This is a genomic window from Puia dinghuensis (assembly GCF_014642875.1).
Taxonomy (GTDB): Bacteria; Bacteroidota; Bacteroidia; order Chitinophagales; family Chitinophagaceae; genus Puia; species Puia dinghuensis.
The window spans coordinates 459,476-475,808 of record NZ_BMJC01000001.1 but is presented as its reverse complement, the minus strand read 5'-3'; the positions used below and the strand labels follow the sequence as shown (position 1 = coordinate 475,808).

Below are 16,333 nucleotides of genomic sequence, written 5' to 3'. Positions count from 1 at the left end.
GATCACCTATTGATTCCCGGGACCATTAAAAAGGTTCCCAATAAATTGTTAAAACAGCGTCGCCTCCATCGCCAGGCGGCCCGTACTCTACTTCTCGCCCGCCAGCCCCATCACCTCCGCCCACTCCTTATCCGTCACCGGCTGCACCGACAACCGACCAATACGCACCAGGGCCATATCCTTCAGCTTCTTGTCCTGCTTTATCTGATCAAGACTAACGGAATTCTTCAACCGCTTAAAAGGCTCCAGGTCTACCGCCACCCAGCGCTCATCATCGGTGGTCGGATCCTGGTAAGCCTCCCTGGCCACCTTCGCAATCCCGACGATCTCCATGCCTTCATTGCTATGGTAATACAACACCTCCTCCCCTTTCTTCATCCCCCGCAGATGAAGTCGCGCCGCATAATTCCGGATCCCGCTCCAGACGGTTTCCTTATCTTTTTCCAGTTGCTCCCAGGGATATACCGAGGGTTCTGATTTCACGAGCCAATATGCCATGCCCAAAAATAATCAATTGATTGTCAATAATCAATGGCTTTTTTTAAAAAAAATCCAGTTTTTAAAATCTAAAAATTATTGGGCTTCGTATGTAGTACTGAGGCCTGGTTTTAACCCTATTTAACGCTTGCGACAGGTTGTTTTAAGGGTCAAGACCATCCGATTACTGAGGTAATATGGGTGGTCTTATTTTTTTGCCCCTACCCCAACATCACCCGGATGGTTGTTGATCTGCCTAACAATTGGCTAATACATCTGCAATATGCATCGTGCGGATAGGGTGTCCCTTATGCCGGATATACCCTTCCAGGTGCATCAGACAGGACATATCGGTGGAGATGATATAGTCGGCGCCCGTCTGCAGCGCATTGTTTACTTTCTGATCGGCCATGGCGATGGAAATGGATTCGAACTTCACGGCAAAGCTGCCGCCAAAGCCGCAACAGGTCTCCACATCATTCATCTCCAGCAATTCCAGCCCCTTCACCCTCGACAAAAGCTTCCTGGGCTCTTCTTTTATCCGGCATTCCCGCAATGCTGCACAACTGTCGTGATAGGTGGCCTTCCCATGCAGGGTGGCGCCGACATCTTCTACTCCAAGCACATTTACAAGAAAGGAAGAGAATTCGTAGATCCGTTTTTGAAGGCCGCGCACCTCATTGTGCAGCGAAGAATTGTTGAACAAGGTGGAGTAATAGTTCCGTACAAAACCGACACAGCTCGCGCTTGGCGCCACGACATAGTCGCTGCCATCGAAATCCCGCAGGAATTTCGTACACACCTCCCTCGCCTCGTCGCGGAAACCGGCATTGAAAGCGGGCTGGCCGCAACAGGTTTGTTCGGTATTGTAGGCCACTTCCACCCCGGCCTTTTCCAGCACTTTCACCATATTAAAGGCGGTCTGCGGATAAAGCTGGTCTACAAAACATGGTATGAACAATTGTACCGTCACTGAAACGTCTTTTTGACGGCGATCATCTTCAACGCCGTTATAGCGGCTTCCTCTCCCTTATGGCCGTGTTTGCCACCGATGCGTTCATCGGCCTGTTGTTGATTATCGACCGTCAGCACCCCAAAGATAGTAGGTATAGGTAAGGTGAGGTTCAGCTGCAGCACCCCGTCGGTCACCGCCCGGCATACATATTCAAAATGGGGCGTATCTCCCCGTAATACACAACCAAGGGCGATAAAGGCCTGGGGCCGGTCGTCCCGGTATTTGTGGATGTCCCAGTAAGCCCGGATGCCATAAGGGATCTCAAAGGCGCCGGGGACAGTGATCACCCGGTAATTGACGCCGGCCTTTTCCAAGACCGCTTTGCATCCTGCTTCCAGCGCGCCCACGGTAGTCGCATTCCATTCCGTGCGCACAATAACAACACAGGCACCCTCGATGCCTGGGATGCCTGTGTCGGTGGATAATAAATTGCTGTTACTGACTTCAGCCATATAAAATTTTATTGAATCACGCCCAGCCTTGCCAGGTACTTGTCGATCTCGGCCCCCCGCGGAGTATTGGGATATTTGTCTTTGATGAGCTTGTACATCGCGATCGCATCCTGGGTTTTTCCCATGCTCTCGTACAGGTATCCGCTGCGGAAGAGGTATTCCGGCGATAAAAGTTCATCCTTTTCAAAATAAGTACCCGCCTTCTTATACTGGTCGGCCGCTTCTTCCTTCTTACCTTGTTCCGAATAAGCATCCCCGAGAAGGCCATAAGCCCTTTCCTGCACCTGCTTCACCGGTGTGGAGAAATCCTTCAGGTATTTTACGGCGTTGTTGAAGTCGCCCAGTTTCATATAACAGCTGCCGGCATAGAAGGCCGCCAGGTTGGCCGCCTTTGTCCCGCCATACCGGGAAATAACCTTCAGGAATCCGGCGTTGATGGCATCTCCATTGAGGGCCAGCCGGGTCGAATCTTCCCGGTAATATTCTTCCGCCCTGAACATAGCCTCGGTTGCCTGCTTTTCCTTGGGCTCGAGGATCAGGTTGCGATAGGCGAAATATCCTCCTACGATGACGACGACCGCCAACAGGACATAGGAAGCTATTTTGCCATATTTATCCCAGGCATGCTGAAGTTCGGCAACCGGATTCTTCTCTTCCTCTAAATGAGCAGGGTGTTTGATCTCTGACATATCTTACTTTACTTGATGCGATTTTACTATTAAAAAAATAATTAGTCGACGATGAAGGGATAGTTGGCATCGATATAGACGTCCTTCAACACCTCCGAATCATCGGGCCAGGGAGAAGATTCGGCGAACTTAACCGATTCGGCCACGGTATCGTTCACCCTTTTGTTGATCACATCTATCTCTTCCTGGGTCGCGTATTTCTTGGTGAGGATGGTCTGCAATACCGTTTGGATCGGGTCGCGTTGCTTGTATTCATCCACTTCTTCCTTGGTGCGGTATTTCTGGGGGTCGGAGATGGAGTGGCCCTTATACCGGTAGGTCTTTATCTCCAGCAAGGTGGGGCCATCCCCCTGACGGGCGCGCTTTACGGCCCGGGCTACCGCTTCATGAACGGCCTCGGGGCTCATCCCATCGATGGAGTCCGCCGGCATCTCATAAGCATCCGCCAATTTATAAATGTCGACGACATTCGAGGTACGTTCGACGCTGGTACCCATGGCGTAGTTGTTGTTCTCGCAAATAAATACCACGGGCAGTTTCCACAACATCGCCAGGTTGAAGGTCTCATGAAGCATCCCCTGCCGGGCAGCGCCATCTCCAAAGAAAGTCAGCACCGCATTATCCGTACCCTTGTACTTTTCTGCAAAGGCCAATCCGGCGCCAGTACCGATCTGCGCGCCTACAATGCCATGACCGCCAAAGAATTTGACATCCACCCCAAAGAAGTGCATGCTTCCCCCCTTGCCTTTCGCCGCACCCGTCGCCTTGCCATACAGCTCGGCCATACAGGCATTGGCGCTCACGCCTTTGGACAGGGCCAGGCCATGGTCCCGGTAGGCGGTGATAAAGGGATCATCCGGCTTGGTTGCTGTCATACATCCGGCCGCGATAGCCTCCTGCCCTATATAGGCATGGAAAAAACCGCGGATCTTACCCTCCATTTTGTATTTTTCTTCCGCCATCAGCTCGAATTGACGGATCAGCTGCATTAATTCATACCAGTACAGGTAGGTCTCTTTTGAGAATTTGGTAGCCACTTTTTTGATATATTTTGGATTCCGAGGCGCAAATATACGCCTTCCCCTCAATCCTTTATGGGAAAATGTCGTCAAAAATGAACTTTTCGGGCTTGGGCAGGGGCTTCCGGGGCATCATTTGCGGCCGCATGGCCGTGAAATACACAAAACTGGCCAGGATAGTGGCGGCCTGCCGGAGGTCGTCCATTTGCAGGTGGTCATAATTATCCTCGTTGGTATGGTGGGTCCTCGTCTCATAATCCAGTTGGTCCTGGATGAATTGGAAACCCGGGATGCCAATGGCGTCAAAACTCAGGTGATCGGTCGATCCCGTATTGCGCAGGGTCACCGTGGCGGCGCCAAGGTCGTGAAAGGGCACGAACCATTGCTTGAAGATAGCCGCTGCCTGTTCATTGCCCTGCGCGAAGATCCCCCGTATCTTACCCGAACCATTGTCGAGATTGTAATAGGCGGATATCCTGGATTGTTCGGGTTTCAGCTTCATATCTGCCGGATCGCCAAAATGATTCCTGATATAATGGAACGAGCCATACAGCCCTTCCTCTTCCCCATCCCACAGGGCGATCCTGATCGTCCGCTTTGGCTGTATCCCAAGGGTCTTCAGGATGCGCATCGCCTCAAGTGCGACGATACACCCCGCGCCATTATCCGTTGCGCCCGTGCCGGCCGTCCAGGAATCCAGATGGCCGCCCAGCATCACCACTTCCGACTTTAATGTTGGATCAGTGCCGGGGATCTCGCCCACGACATTACTTCCCTGCAGATGCTGGCCATACAGCTTCGTATCGCTCTGCAGTTCGAGCGTGACAGGGACGCCGCCATGCACCAGCCGCATCAGCCGCAGCAGGTCTTCCCTGGCGACCTGCAGATCGGGTGCCGCAGGTTGATCCTTTACCCGCCAGCCACTCATGGTCTGCGCAAGCACCGTTCCATCCCGGTGCGCGGACGCATGCAGGATAGCCACCGCACCGCTGGCAGACAGCATCTTCCCGAGCATCATATTTTTGAGGATGTAGGGCAAATACATTTTCAGCATCTCCTTGGTGAACATATAGGTGTCCCCGATGGCCGCCAATGCGCTGTCGGTATACCGTGTGGCGTCCGGCTTGAAATTGGCCGGCAGCGTGGTATCCTGTGGCTGTATCACGAGTATCTTTCCTTTCATCTCAGCAAGATGGCTTGTGATCCAGGCGGAATCCATCTTCTCTACCAGGTATACGGAAGCGGACACCGGTCCATGGGTGCTGCCGCTCCAGGGTGTGGCATAGGCGATCAGTGGGCTATAATAAGGCGTCCGCATCGAAAGCGAGGTCTTCTCCGCCGACCAGCCGTAACCGAATTCTCCCCAGGGTTCTGCCTGCGCGCCACTGAGTCCCCACCCCTGCAGGGCCTGTACGACATAGGTAGCCGCACGGTGAAAACCGGGACTGTTGGTAAGCCGGGGGCCGGCCTCATCGGTAAGGTGATGGGCGATCACCGGGATCTGGCTGTGGTTGAGGCCTTCCTCACGGATGCGGTTAACCATTGCCGTGTCGATCGCTTCCTGTTGTGCGTAGAGCATCACCGGCGCCGAAAGCCCGGTCGTCAAAAGCAGTGCGAAAAGTTTATTCATAGCAGGCTTGTTTAGTTTTGCTGGAAAGGTAATATTTTACACCCGAATTTCATTTGTATTGCTGAGGATAAAACAAATATCACTCGTCGGCTTCAAGAATTATGAGCAGGCCACATTCCGCTTCGACAAAAGGATCATTGGCATCTGCGGCAACAACGGCGTTGGTAAGACCAACCTGCTGGACGCACTGTATTATCTATGTTTCACCAAGAGTTATTTCGCTCGCGGCGACCAGGCCAACGTTCTTCGCGGAGCACCCGGTTTTCGCATCGAAGGACACATCGATAATGCCGGTCAGAACACAACCGTCGTTTGCATCCTGCGGGAGAACGGTAAAAAGGAATTCCTCACCGACGGTCAGCCCTATGAGAAGTTATCCCGCCACATCGGCCGCTTCCCCTGCGTCATCATCGCTCCGGATGACATCCAGATCATCACCGGCGGAAGCGAAGAACGGCGTCGTTTTCTCGATGCCCTGCTCTCCCAGCTGAATCCCGATTACCTGCAAAACCTCATCGATTACAATAGAGTCCTTCAACAACGCAACAGTTTCCTGAAATCTGTCGCCGAAACACGGTTGACGGACAAACACCTGCTGGAAGTCTATGACGAGCAGCTCGTTGCCGCCGGAACAACGGTTTTCCAGCTTCGCCGCGATTTCCTCCAACAGCTGCTTCCCCTTGCCGGTAGTTATTATACCGGCATCGCCGGCGCGGAAGAACCCCTCTCCCTCGGCTACGAAAGCCAGCTACTGCATACCCCGCTGCGGCAGCTGCTCCGGCAGGGATTGGAGAAAGACCTCTATCTGCAGCGCACCGGCAGCGGCATCCATAAGGATGACATCGATATCCGCTATGCGGACGAACCCTTCCGCGCAAGAGCCTCCCAGGGCCAACGCAAAAGCCTGCTCTTCGCGCTCAAACTGGCTGAATATGAGACGCTCAAAAAGGCAAAGGGCTGGGCTCCTCTCCTGCTGCTGGACGATGTCTTCGAAAAACTCGACCGCCAAAGGATGCGCAACCTGCTCGAGAGGGTCTGCCGCCAGGATGATGGTCAACTATTTATCACCGATACCCACCCCGAACGCATCCGCCAGGAGATGGAAGAATTGGGCGTCGGCTACCAGCTTATCAGCCTTCCCGCGGACACTGCAACCACAGACGCATCCACAAGGGATTTCACTTAATTTTTTTTACCGCAGCTTGCAGATAAACGATTAAAAATTTGTATATTTAACGCCTGATCTGATTTGCACATTCTTGAAAATTGCTTGAAAATTGATTGCTATGCCATCCGAGCTGGAATCTTCGATCCGTTATCTGGAGGAGACAAATGACCCCGACGCCGCCTTTTTTTCCTATACGGTAGACAGTACTGGCGAATTTGGGCTTATAAAGGCCAATAAGGAAGGGCTGCGGCTGTATGCAGCAGAGATCCTGAAAAAATCCCAATTGCTCGAAGAAGGACAGGAGGCAGATCAACCCTTGTTCTTCGCCCCCCGGAAATGGATGTTCAGCGAAACCGGCTACGACCTCATCGCCGGCGTCCTCCCTCAATATCAATCCTGTAAAGAAATACTCGCGGGACTGCAGCCGGTAAAGCCCCACCACACAACGAGCGCTCGCCGGCGACAACCCGTGCTGTTGCTTATCCTCATGTGCATAACCGGCGCATTGATTATGCTGGCTACTCTAAAAGCTTTTCCTAATTTGCGCCTATGGGTGAATATTCGTTAGGGGACGCATTACGGAATTTTCTCAATAAAAGTCAGTTGAAAGGTTCCATCCAGGCCCTCCAGATAGAAGAGGTCTGGGAGCAGATCATGGGCAAGACCGTTGCGCGCTACACCGACAAGATCCAGATCCATGGTCATACCCTCTATGTCAATACCTCCGTTGCCCCCCTCCGGCAGGAATTACTCTATCAGAAAGACAAGATCATCCAGCGCGTCAACGAAGCGCTCGGGGAGAATGTCATAAAGGAAGTGATCATCAAGTAGTCAACCGCACGTCACAACCGAACTCTGGGGTCGATCAGTCCGTATAGCAGATCGGACAGAATACCGATGAGGATAAAAAAGCAGGAAGTCACCAGCACCGACCCCATCACCACCGGGAAGTCGAGCTTTTCCAGGGCGTCGACCGTCACCTTCCCGATGCCCTTCCACCCAAAGATCGTCTCGACAAAAAAAGCGCCGGCCAGCAGTTCGGCAAACCAGCCCGTTATCGCCGTGATCACCGGGTTGAGCGCATTTCGCAGCCCATGCTTCCACACCACTACCCGGGCCGTCAACCCTTTCGCATAGGCGGTGCGGATATAGTCCTGGTCCAGCACATCCAGCAACGAACCCCTCGTCAGCTGGGCGATGATGGCCATCGGCCGGATACCCAGCGTCAGCGCGGGTAACACCAGGTTGCGTAATTGCAGTTGCCGGCCCGCAAAGGGGTCGGTATCGAATAAGCTGCCGGTCATATGCAGTCCGGTCCAATCGCTAAAGACAAAACCAAACAGGTAAGCGATGACGATGCCCATAAAAAAAGAAGGCGCCGAGATCCCCAGGACGCTTACAAAAATGGAAGAAGTGTCCAGCCACGTGTCCTTTTTTATCGCCGCGAGCACCCCAAGGCCGATGCCCAGCACTGTCGCCAGGATCATTGCCGCCAGCGCCAGCAACAGCGTCCCCGGCAGGGCTTCCATCAGGATGGTTCCCACCTCCCGCTTGGACTGATAGCTCCGGCGCAAATAGGGCCATTTCAATCCCACCACCGTGTTGCCGCCGATGAACAGGCCTTTTAATCCTTTCTGTTTGATCTCCGACCGCGAATGAATACCCACCGGGGAAATATCGTCGAGATAGAAGAGGAATTGCTTCCACCGCGGCTGGTCGAGATACAGCTCCTTACGGATATTCTCCTGCGTAGCGGCGTCCGCGCGCTGCCCCATTACCAGCCGGGAAGGGTCCCCGAATCCCTGGAAGAGGAAGAAGACGGTCACCACCACCCCCAGCAGCACCAGCAGGCCGTAAATCGATCTCCGTATGAAGTAGCGTATCATTGGCCTGGCAATTCATTCACCGCGGGGATCACCTTCTCGAGATCGGCATAGCTCCATTTGTTCAGGATCGTCGCCCCCTTCAGCAGATACAGGGTCGGATTGGCCCTTGCCGCGGTTTTGATCGCCGTGGCATCGCATTTCAACACCGTAAAATTGTCATTATCAACGGTGCGTTGCCGTAGCCATGAGACAAGATTGTCATAATCCCCGGTGATAAAGAATACGGGCATTTTTTTCGAGGCGGCAAAGGTAAAAACCACCGGGAAATTGACATCGTCGAAATGCGCTCCATCCATATCCTTTACAAAGACAAAAAGTTTATACCCCTTCGTCTCCAGTACGGCCTGGGTCGTATCCGTTCCCGAACCCGTAATGAGATTGAAATCTTTGATAGCCGGCTCGGCATTGCCTTTCCGGATCAATTTATCATAACGGTTCACGAAATGATACGAGTCATCGAAATCCGCAGGGAACTGACTTGCTCCAAACTCTATCTTCTTCCCGTTCTTCTCATATACCATCGTGATCACCGTGCTGTCCGGAACGGCGCCGGGCGGCGGTTTCATCTTCTCTAAAATATTATTATGCACCCGGTAGGGCAGACAATCCCTGACGGGCAGATGTATCAATACATACCATTGAAAAGCGATGGTCATCACCGTGGCCAGCAGCAACACCGCCGCACTCACCGCCGGCGCCACCACGGGTTTGATCCTGTCCCTCACGGCGAATAAAAAAACGATCAGCACCAGCAGCGCGAGGTCTTTTGTAAAAGATTCTCCGGCCGTAAGCGGGATACAATCTCCAAAGCAGCCGCACTCCCGCACCTTCCCCGACAGGAAGGCATAACCGGTGAGGAAACTAAAGAAGATGATCAGCAGCAGCAGCAACCAGCTAAACAGCCTCATCTGCCAGCCCAGCAGGATGGCCACCCCGGCCACGATCTCGAATACGATCATAATGATGGAGAATGCCAGGGTGAAATGATCGAGCCAGTGAAAATTCCACACCTCGAAAAATTCCTGCATCTTATAGCTCAGACCCAGCGGGTCATTGGCTTTTACCAGGCCGGAAAAGATGAACAGGACACCTACCAGGGTACGGGTGAAGGAGATAAGTAGTTTCATTAGAATAACAATTTTATGCGCGAATGCGGTTCAGGCACTATGCCTGCCCTCTGCGATCAGAATCAGGGCGAACAGGGAATAGTTGATGATATCGATAAAGTTGGAATCGATGCCTTCACTTACCAGCGTCTTGCCATCATTGGCAATGATCTGCCGGATACGCAGCAGCTTCATCAGGATCAGGTCGGTAAAACTTTCCTGGCTCATATCCCGCCATGCTTCGCCATAGTCGTGGTTCTTGGCGATCATCGTCGCTCGCGCCAGGGCCATCTTCCCGTCATAACGTTCTCCGGCTTCGGTCACGGAAAGTTCTTCCGCCGCTTCCGCACCCAGTGATAGCTGGATAAGGCCGATGATGCCATAGTTCACCATCGCCCGGAATTCCCCGGCCTTGTCCTCCCCCACCTTCTGTATAGTTGTCTCCTGGAGGGTTCTGATCCGCCGGGCTTTGATATACAGCTGGTCGGCAATGGATATCGTCCGTAATACCCTCCAGGATGTGCCATAATCGCGGGTCTTCTGTATAAAAATACTTCGGCATGCCTGTGCTGCTGCATCATATTGTTCATTCGTTCGGCTCATGACGGCTGATTTCTCCATAATTTCATGCAATTATAGCCAAAATATGTTCACTTTGAATGGAAAAGGCCGGTTATTGACGGCCAACCGCCCCCTTGTAATGGGTATCCTCAACCGAACGCCCGATTCCTTCTATTCGGGCAGCCGGGTAGCAGACGATACCCATTTGATACAACAGGCGGATAAGATGATATGCGAAGGCGCCGACATCCTCGACATCGGCGGCCAGAGCACCCGTCCCCATGCCGAACAGCTGGGTGAAGAAGAAGAGCTGCGTCGCGTGGTCGGCGCCATCCAGTTGCTGCACCGTGAGTGGCCGGATGTCCCCCTCTCGGTAGATACCTGGTTTTCCCGCGTCGCGCGCGAAGCCGTGGCCGCAGGCGCCTCGATGGTCAACGACATCAGCGGCGGGACGCTCGATCCCGAAATGCTGGCTACCGTAGGAAGCCTTCGGGTTCCCTACATCTGCATGCACATGAAGGGGACACCTGCTACAATGAACAACGAAGCCGTATACGAGGACGTGGTAAGGGAAGTGCTGGATTTCTTTATCCGCCGGATGGAGGACTGCCGCCGGGCAGGCATCCATGATGTCATCCTCGACCCGGGATTCGGGTTCGCCAAAACCGCCACTCATAATTTCCGGCTGCTACGCCACCTTTCCGTTTTTCGCATCACCGGGAAACCCATCCTGCTGGGCGTCTCCCGCAAATCCACCATCTACCGCACCCTGGGTATCACCCCCGAGGAAGCGCTCAATGGGACGACAGTACTACACACCATCGGCCTGCTCAACGGCGCGGACATCCTGCGCGTTCATGATGTAAAAGAAGCAAGGGAAGCGATCTTGCTGCTAGAGGCCCTAAAATAAGAAAGAGGCCGTCGGGCCTCTCTCTCAGTAGAATTTTATTTGTGTTGTTGTGGCTGCGCTTGCCTTGGTTGCTGCTGTGGCATGTCCATCTGAGGCGGCATCCCGGGCATCCCTGCGGGCTGCTTCGGAGCATCCTTCACATCGACGATCTCTACATCGAACATCAGGTTTTCAAAGGTCGTCCGGCCCGGACCCATCTGCTGGTCATAGGCGAGAAAAGCAGGGATATACAGGGTTCCCTTTCCACCCTTCTTGAACTTCCGCAGCCCATCGTCCCAGCCGGGGATAACGCCACCCTGGCCGATGACCAGGTCGTAGGGTTTGTTACCGGGACCCGTCATGTTCCCGTCAAAGACCTTGCCCGAAGGCATCAGCTTCCCGGTATAACGGACGGATACCTGTTTGCCCGAATCAACCTGGGGGCCATCGCCGGGAGTCTGGATGACATAATAGGTTCCCTTATCCGTCTTCTGTGCCTGGATATGGTTGGCGCTCAGATAGCCTTCTACAGCCTTTATCTCACGGTCTTTTTGTTTGTCGGCTTCCGCCCCCTTGTCCTTGTTGGTCAGGTCTTCGCTGGCAAAGAGGTCCAGTACCTTGAAAGTAAACGTAATCTTATCCTTCTTTTTAAGGAAGGGGGGCAATTGACCACCCGACTTGCGCATCAGGGTGTCTACCGCCATCACGGCCACTGCGCTATCCCCTTTACGCAGATACGAGAAGATCTCGACAGGGCTATATACCGGGCGGGGGCTGTCCACCGGCAGGTATATCGGCATAGTGCCAACAGTAGTAAAGAGGACAGAGTCCCGAAGCTTCTGTACGATCTGGAGTTTCAAAAACTCTCCTTTCTTGGCTACTTCGCCTTTCCCATCGGAATAGATTTTATAAAGAAGGCCGCTCTTGGTCTTCTTGAATTCTGAGTTTGTGCAGGAAACTGCCCCCAGCAGCACCAGGCTGACAATCCAAAACTTAGGGAGGATGATTTTCATTCGTATAAAAATTATTGTAATTGTGAAGAATTCTCAATTAAAGCTTTCAAGAATCGTTCCACCGTCACCTCCAGGGTATCGGCGCTTCGGCCCCCGGCGGCGTTGAAATGCCCGCCGCCTTCGAAATAAGTGCGCGCAAAGGTGTTGACGTCGAAATCTCCTTTGCTCCGGAAAGAACATTTTATTTCCTCGTCCCGGTCAATGATCAGCGCCGCCAGTTTGATTCCCTGAATGGACAGGGGATAGTTTACCAGCCCTTCCGTATCACCGGTCTTTATCTCATACCGGACAAGGTCCTTCCAGGGGACAGCGATCAATGCCGCATTGTACTCATAGAATATCTCCATCCGGTTTTGCAGGACAAAGCCCATAAAACGAAGCCGGTTCTCCAGGAAATTGTCATACAGATTTTCGAACACCTTCGTGTGGTTCATCCCGGTATCCTCCAGGGCGGCTACCATCCGGTGAACGGCCGGCGAGGCCGCCGGAAAGCGGAACGAACCGGTATCCGTCATCACCCCTGCATAAAGACAGGTGGCGATGTCGATATCTATCTTGCCGGCATGCCCCGACTCGACGATGAGGTCATATACCATTTCACTGGTCGAACTCTTTTCCGTATCGCTGATGCCATAGGCAAAGATGGAATCCGGCTGCTGGTGATGGTCGATCAGCACCTTCTCCACCGGCAGCTTCCGTAGCCGTGGCGCCATGTGACGCGTCCGGGTAAGCGTGTTGAAATCCAGGCAAAAGATCCATTCCGCCTGGTCGAGTACGGCATTGGCTTTCTCCGTGGAGAATTCGTAGTCGATGACCCCGGCGCAGTCGGGCATCCATTTCAGCCATTCAGCCCAATTGGTCGGGGAAATGACGGTCGTCTGGTGGCCCAGCTTCCGGAGGAAAAGGGAAAGACCCAGGGAGGAACCCATTGCATCCGCATCGGGTTTCTGGTGCATGATGATCACTACCCGGCGGGGTCGTGACAATAAGGGGTATATTTCTGCAATTGGTTTCATCCGTCCTTCCAAAATGGTTGCAAAGGTGCACATTTCTATGCCAAATACCAACTTTTGCTTATGGAGGCAACTTTTGGCCCTAAAAACCCGAAACATTATCTATCTTGCGCCGCAAATAATTGAGAGGAACATATGAGCAACAGAACCTTTACCATGATCAAACCGGACGCTTTTGAAAAAGGGCATTCCGGCGCCATCATCGACAAGATCCTTAAAAGTGGCTTTCGCATCGCAGCTATGAAACTGACTCGCCTGTCCAAAGAAAAGGCCGGCGAATTCTATGCCGTTCACAAAGCAAGACCTTTCTACGGGGAATTGGTCGACTTCATGAGCAGCGGCCCCATCGTCGCCGCCATCCTGGAAAAGGACAATGCCGTAGCCGATTTTCGTAAGCTCATCGGCGCTACCGATCCTGCCAAGGCCGACGAAGGAACCATCCGTAAGCTGTATGCTGCTTCAGTAGGGGAAAACGCCATTCATGGAAGCGACAGCGACGAGAATGCAGCCATCGAAGGAAGCTTCTTCTTCAACGCATTCGAGCAGATATAAAAACATAATCACGGAGATGAATGGATGGTAAGCCCATTCATCTCTAATTTTTCACCGGCTCTACCGTATATCCTTCCTTGCGCAGCAGCTCGATGACTCCGGTGGAGCCCGGTAGGTGTGCGGCCCCCACCGCTACTAACAGCGATTTTTTCCCCAATAGCCCGTCCAGGTTTTTTGCCCATTTACGGTTGCGGCCATAGAGCAGGAGGTCCATATAACCCGTCATCCCACCCTCTTCTTTACGGCTCAGCTCGTCGATGCCATCCAGGTCCTGGTGATTATAGAGGTCTACCAGTTGCCGCGTCATCTGTTTATTTTCTTCGCTGCTGTCGATGTAGTTGACCAGCTCTTTCGCCTGTGTTTCATACGGGATGCTGTCGAAAAGCCCCGCCTGGAATTCCGCCGTCTCCAGGCCGTTTATCGGTTTGCTGTGTCTGGCCTCCTTCATGATCATCAGTTCCATCCCATCTGTCGTCTCGCAATCCAGGGCCTGTTCTTCGACAAGCCCGCTGATGAGCATGGGTTTGAACCGTTCGAGCAGGCTAAAGGGAAGCATGGAGGCATGCCGGGCAAAATAATCTTTTACCCGGGCATATTCATCGGGCTTCAGCAGGTCGGACAGCTTCTGATTGTCATTCATCCGCATATACTTCATGGAATTGAGCATCCCCGCCATATCGCTCAGGTTGATCTCAAAATAAAGCTCGTCACAACCCGCGATCGCCGCCTTCAGGCTATCGCTCAACGCGGCATCCTTGGAGCAGAGGACATGCATCGTGCCGAACAGGTAGGAAGGACGGGACATGTTCTTCCCCGAGATGCGCCAAAGCAGGGTGTGGGGTGTCTGCGAAAAGGCCAGGGACGCTGTCAGTATCCCTGCCGCGAGTAAAAGTGTCTTTCTCATGAAACCACGGCCTCCTCGCCGTATAACTGGTCTTTGAATTTTAGTGAAGGGGACGGCAGGAAAGCCCCGAGCCCCAGGTCCTTCCATTTGGCGTCCACGGATTGGATCGTCGCATCGTCTGCAACGATGATATTGGGCCAATCCCGCTGAAAATTATCCAATTCTTTTGTCTTGCGCGTACCGTCAAGCCCCAGACAGGCAAATTTTTTACGCGCATCGATGCCTGATGTCCGTTCGGTGAGGATATGATCCCGCCGGGGGTCGAGGTTGTTACAGAATCGCCAGAGGGCTACCGGCAGATCGGTGGCGTCGACGGTATGTTCAACATAAAGAATGAGTTTAATGCCTTCCATCTCAGGAAGGGCGCACAAGGCTTCATGCAGTTCGCGGACCTGGCCGGGTCGTTCTTTTTTCACCGCCACTATGAGACAGGGCATCTGTTGCCGCAGCAGCACGGTATTGACCCTGGTGATCTCCGGCCGGTGACTGCGCAGTCCTTCTTCCGTCAGTCCTTCATAGGCCACGGCCTGCAGCTGGTAATTTTCGCTATCCGTTTCCTCTTCCGACTTTGTCGTGCCATCGATACACATCTTACCTCCGAATCCGAGCTTGCTACAGCTATGATCGAGCACATCCATGGGGCCCTGGGAGAAATAGATATCCGTCGCCGGGTTCAGGTTGCGGAAGACATCACGGGCCAGCCGCTCATAATCCTGGATGGCTGTATGTTCGTCGGCGATCACCAGTATCTTGTTGAACATCATCTGCCCCGCACCCCACATCGCATTCATCACCTTTTGGCCCTGCCCGGCATATTCTTTCTTTATCTGGGCGATCACCAGGTTATGGAAGACCCCTTCGACGGGCATATCCATATCTACGATCTCGGGGACAAGGGTCATTTTTATCGGCGCCAGGAATATCCTTTCCGTCGCCTTGCCCAGCCAGGCATCTTCCTGCGGCGGGATGCCCACAATGGTAGCGGGATACACCGGGTTCTTCCGATGCGTGATGGCCGTGATATGAAAACGGGGATACCAGTCGGGGAGCGAGTAATAGCCGGTATGATCGCCAAAAGGCCCCTCCCAGATGGGGTCCTCGGTGGGATCGACATATCCTTCGATGACAAAGTCGGCGTCGGCCGGAACCTCGATCTCCGGCTGGGTAAGACATTTTACCAGTTCGACCTTCTTCTTGCGGAGAAACCCGGCCAACATGTATTCGTCGACATTCTCCGGCAGGGGTGCCGTGGCGCTGTAAGCATACACCGGGTCTCCGCCCAGGGCCACCGCTACGGGCATCTTCCGGCCCGTCTTCTTATATTCGGCAAAATGCCGGGCGCTTACCTTATGCTTATGCCAATGCATCCCCGTCAGGGTCGGGCCAAACACCTGCATCCTGTACATCCCCACGTTGCGCGTGCCGCTATTGGGGTCCTTGGTATGGATAATGGGTAGGGTGACAAAGGGGCCGCCATCCTTAGGCCAACAGGTAATTACGGGTAGCTTGCCGATATCGGGGTTCGGCATTACCACTTCCTGGCACTCTCCCCTGCCGCTCTTTATGCCCGGCATCCAGCTCGCAAATTGCCCCAGTTTGGGAAGCAGCTTCAACTTATCCAGCAGACCTTCCTTGGGGCCGGAGAGCATCCTGAACAATTGTTCTATCTCCCGGGTGACGTCGTCGAGATGTTCGACACCAAGGGCCATGCACATCCGTCGTTCGCTGCCATAAGCATTCATCAATACCGGGAAATCCGTGCCGGTATTCTCGAATAAAAGCGCCTTTCCGCCATTACCGCTTTTGCTGATCCGGTCTGTGATCTCGGCGATCTCGAGTCTTGGGTCCACGAAGCTGCGGATACGCACCAACTCACCCGCCTTTTCCAATGCCTGGATGAAGGTCTCCTGGTTTTTGTATGCCATGCAGCAAAAGTAAAACACAAACCAAGCTCCGCCA

18 protein-coding genes are annotated in these 16,333 nt (G+C 53.4%); 5 read left to right on the top strand and 13 right to left on the bottom strand.

The window, feature by feature from the left end; all coding sequences use genetic code 11:
• Positions 1-87: 87 nt before the first annotated feature.
• The 6 genes from IEY39_RS01695 to IEY39_RS01670 form a co-directional block, all read right to left on the bottom strand.
• Positions 88-498: an EVE domain-containing protein gene (locus IEY39_RS01695; RefSeq protein WP_188927873.1), complete on the bottom strand. Its 411-nt coding sequence runs from the start codon at positions 496-498 to the stop codon at positions 88-90.
• Between the two features lie 235 nt (positions 499-733).
• Positions 734-1,450, bottom strand: a complete 717-nt coding sequence (locus tag IEY39_RS01690; protein WP_188927872.1) for a (Fe-S)-binding protein — start codon at positions 1,448-1,450, stop codon at positions 734-736.
• The gene (ribH, locus tag IEY39_RS01685) at positions 1,447-1,944 is read right to left on the bottom strand and encodes a 6,7-dimethyl-8-ribityllumazine synthase (protein ID WP_188927871.1); all 498 of its coding nucleotides are present in this window, start codon (positions 1,942-1,944) and stop codon (positions 1,447-1,449) included. Before ribH ends, IEY39_RS01690 begins: the two co-directional genes overlap by 4 nt.
• A gap of 8 nt (positions 1,945-1,952) precedes the next feature.
• Positions 1,953-2,633, bottom strand: a complete 681-nt coding sequence (locus IEY39_RS01680; protein ID WP_188927870.1) for a tetratricopeptide repeat protein — start codon at positions 2,631-2,633, stop codon at positions 1,953-1,955.
• Between the two features lie 41 nt (positions 2,634-2,674).
• Positions 2,675-3,670 (bottom strand): pyruvate dehydrogenase (acetyl-transferring) E1 component subunit alpha, encoded by a 996-nt coding sequence (gene pdhA, locus IEY39_RS01675; RefSeq protein ID WP_188927868.1) that lies wholly within the window; start codon positions 3,668-3,670, stop codon positions 2,675-2,677.
• A gap of 55 nt (positions 3,671-3,725) precedes the next feature.
• Complete coding sequence (locus tag IEY39_RS01670; RefSeq protein WP_188927866.1) at positions 3,726-5,282, bottom strand: M20/M25/M40 family metallo-hydrolase; 1,557 nt, start codon at positions 5,280-5,282, stop codon at positions 3,726-3,728.
• Between the two features lie 58 nt (positions 5,283-5,340).
• On the opposite strand from IEY39_RS01670, the gene recF reads away from it, so the two are divergent.
• The 3 genes from recF to IEY39_RS01655 all read left to right on the top strand — a co-directional run bounded on the left by recF (position 5,341) and on the right by IEY39_RS01655 (position 7,281).
• Entirely contained in the window at positions 5,341-6,468 is a 1,128-nt protein-coding gene (recF, locus tag IEY39_RS01665; protein ID WP_188927864.1) for a DNA replication/repair protein RecF, read from the top strand.
• A 100-nt stretch (positions 6,469-6,568) separates the two neighbouring features.
• Positions 6,569-7,018, top strand: coding sequence for a hypothetical protein (locus IEY39_RS01660; protein WP_188927862.1), 450 nt, complete (start codon positions 6,569-6,571; stop codon positions 7,016-7,018).
• Positions 7,019-7,053: 35 nt separating this feature from the next.
• Positions 7,054-7,281, top strand: a complete 228-nt coding sequence (locus IEY39_RS01655) for a DciA family protein (RefSeq protein WP_229688724.1) — start codon at positions 7,054-7,056, stop codon at positions 7,279-7,281.
• 11 nt (positions 7,282-7,292) lie between these two features.
• On the opposite strand, the gene IEY39_RS01650 is transcribed toward IEY39_RS01655, so the two are convergent.
• Genes IEY39_RS01650 through IEY39_RS01640 form a run of 3 tightly spaced genes read right to left on the bottom strand, consistent with a single transcriptional unit; the run spans position 7,293 to position 10,045 of the window.
• A complete protein-coding gene (locus IEY39_RS01650; protein ID WP_188927858.1) occupies positions 7,293-8,336 on the bottom strand; it encodes an ABC transporter permease in 1,044 nt (347 codons plus the stop codon).
• A complete protein-coding gene (locus IEY39_RS01645; protein ID WP_188927856.1) occupies positions 8,333-9,463 on the bottom strand; it encodes a BT_3928 family protein in 1,131 nt (376 codons plus the stop codon). Before IEY39_RS01645 ends, IEY39_RS01650 begins: the two co-directional genes overlap by 4 nt.
• A 30-nt stretch (positions 9,464-9,493) precedes the next feature.
• A complete protein-coding gene (locus IEY39_RS01640; protein ID WP_188930306.1) occupies positions 9,494-10,045 on the bottom strand; it encodes a DUF1599 domain-containing protein in 552 nt (183 codons plus the stop codon).
• Positions 10,046-10,088: 43 nt separating this feature from the next.
• Between IEY39_RS01640 and folP the strand changes: the two genes are divergently transcribed.
• Positions 10,089-10,913 carry a dihydropteroate synthase gene (gene folP / locus IEY39_RS01635; RefSeq protein WP_188927855.1) on the top strand — a complete coding sequence of 275 codons (825 nt, stop codon included), beginning with the start codon at positions 10,089-10,091 and terminating at the stop codon, positions 10,911-10,913.
• A gap of 35 nt (positions 10,914-10,948) precedes the next feature.
• Here folP and IEY39_RS01630 read toward each other — a convergent pair whose 3' ends face one another.
• Together IEY39_RS01630 and IEY39_RS01625 are read right to left on the bottom strand one after the other, a co-directional pair.
• Positions 10,949-11,905 carry an FKBP-type peptidyl-prolyl cis-trans isomerase gene (locus tag IEY39_RS01630; RefSeq protein WP_188927853.1) on the bottom strand — a complete coding sequence of 319 codons (957 nt, stop codon included), beginning with the start codon at positions 11,903-11,905 and terminating at the stop codon, positions 10,949-10,951.
• Between the two features lie 11 nt (positions 11,906-11,916).
• Complete coding sequence (locus IEY39_RS01625) at positions 11,917-12,891, bottom strand: DHH family phosphoesterase (protein ID WP_229688723.1); 975 nt, start codon at positions 12,889-12,891, stop codon at positions 11,917-11,919.
• Positions 12,892-13,053: 162 nt separating this feature from the next.
• Here IEY39_RS01625 and IEY39_RS01620 point away from each other — a divergent pair, with 162 nt between their 5' ends.
• The gene (locus IEY39_RS01620; protein ID WP_188927849.1) at positions 13,054-13,470 is read left to right on the top strand and encodes a nucleoside-diphosphate kinase; all 417 of its coding nucleotides are present in this window, start codon (positions 13,054-13,056) and stop codon (positions 13,468-13,470) included.
• A 43-nt stretch (positions 13,471-13,513) separates the two neighbouring features.
• On the opposite strand, the gene IEY39_RS01615 is transcribed toward IEY39_RS01620, so the two are convergent.
• Positions 13,514-14,374 (bottom strand): TraB/GumN family protein, encoded by an 861-nt coding sequence (locus IEY39_RS01615; protein ID WP_188927847.1) that lies wholly within the window; start codon positions 14,372-14,374, stop codon positions 13,514-13,516.
• The gene (locus tag IEY39_RS01610) at positions 14,371-16,299 is read right to left on the bottom strand and encodes a menaquinone biosynthesis decarboxylase (protein ID WP_188927846.1); all 1,929 of its coding nucleotides are present in this window, start codon (positions 16,297-16,299) and stop codon (positions 14,371-14,373) included. Before IEY39_RS01610 ends, IEY39_RS01615 begins: the two co-directional genes overlap by 4 nt.
• Positions 16,300-16,333: the final 34 nt, after the last annotated feature.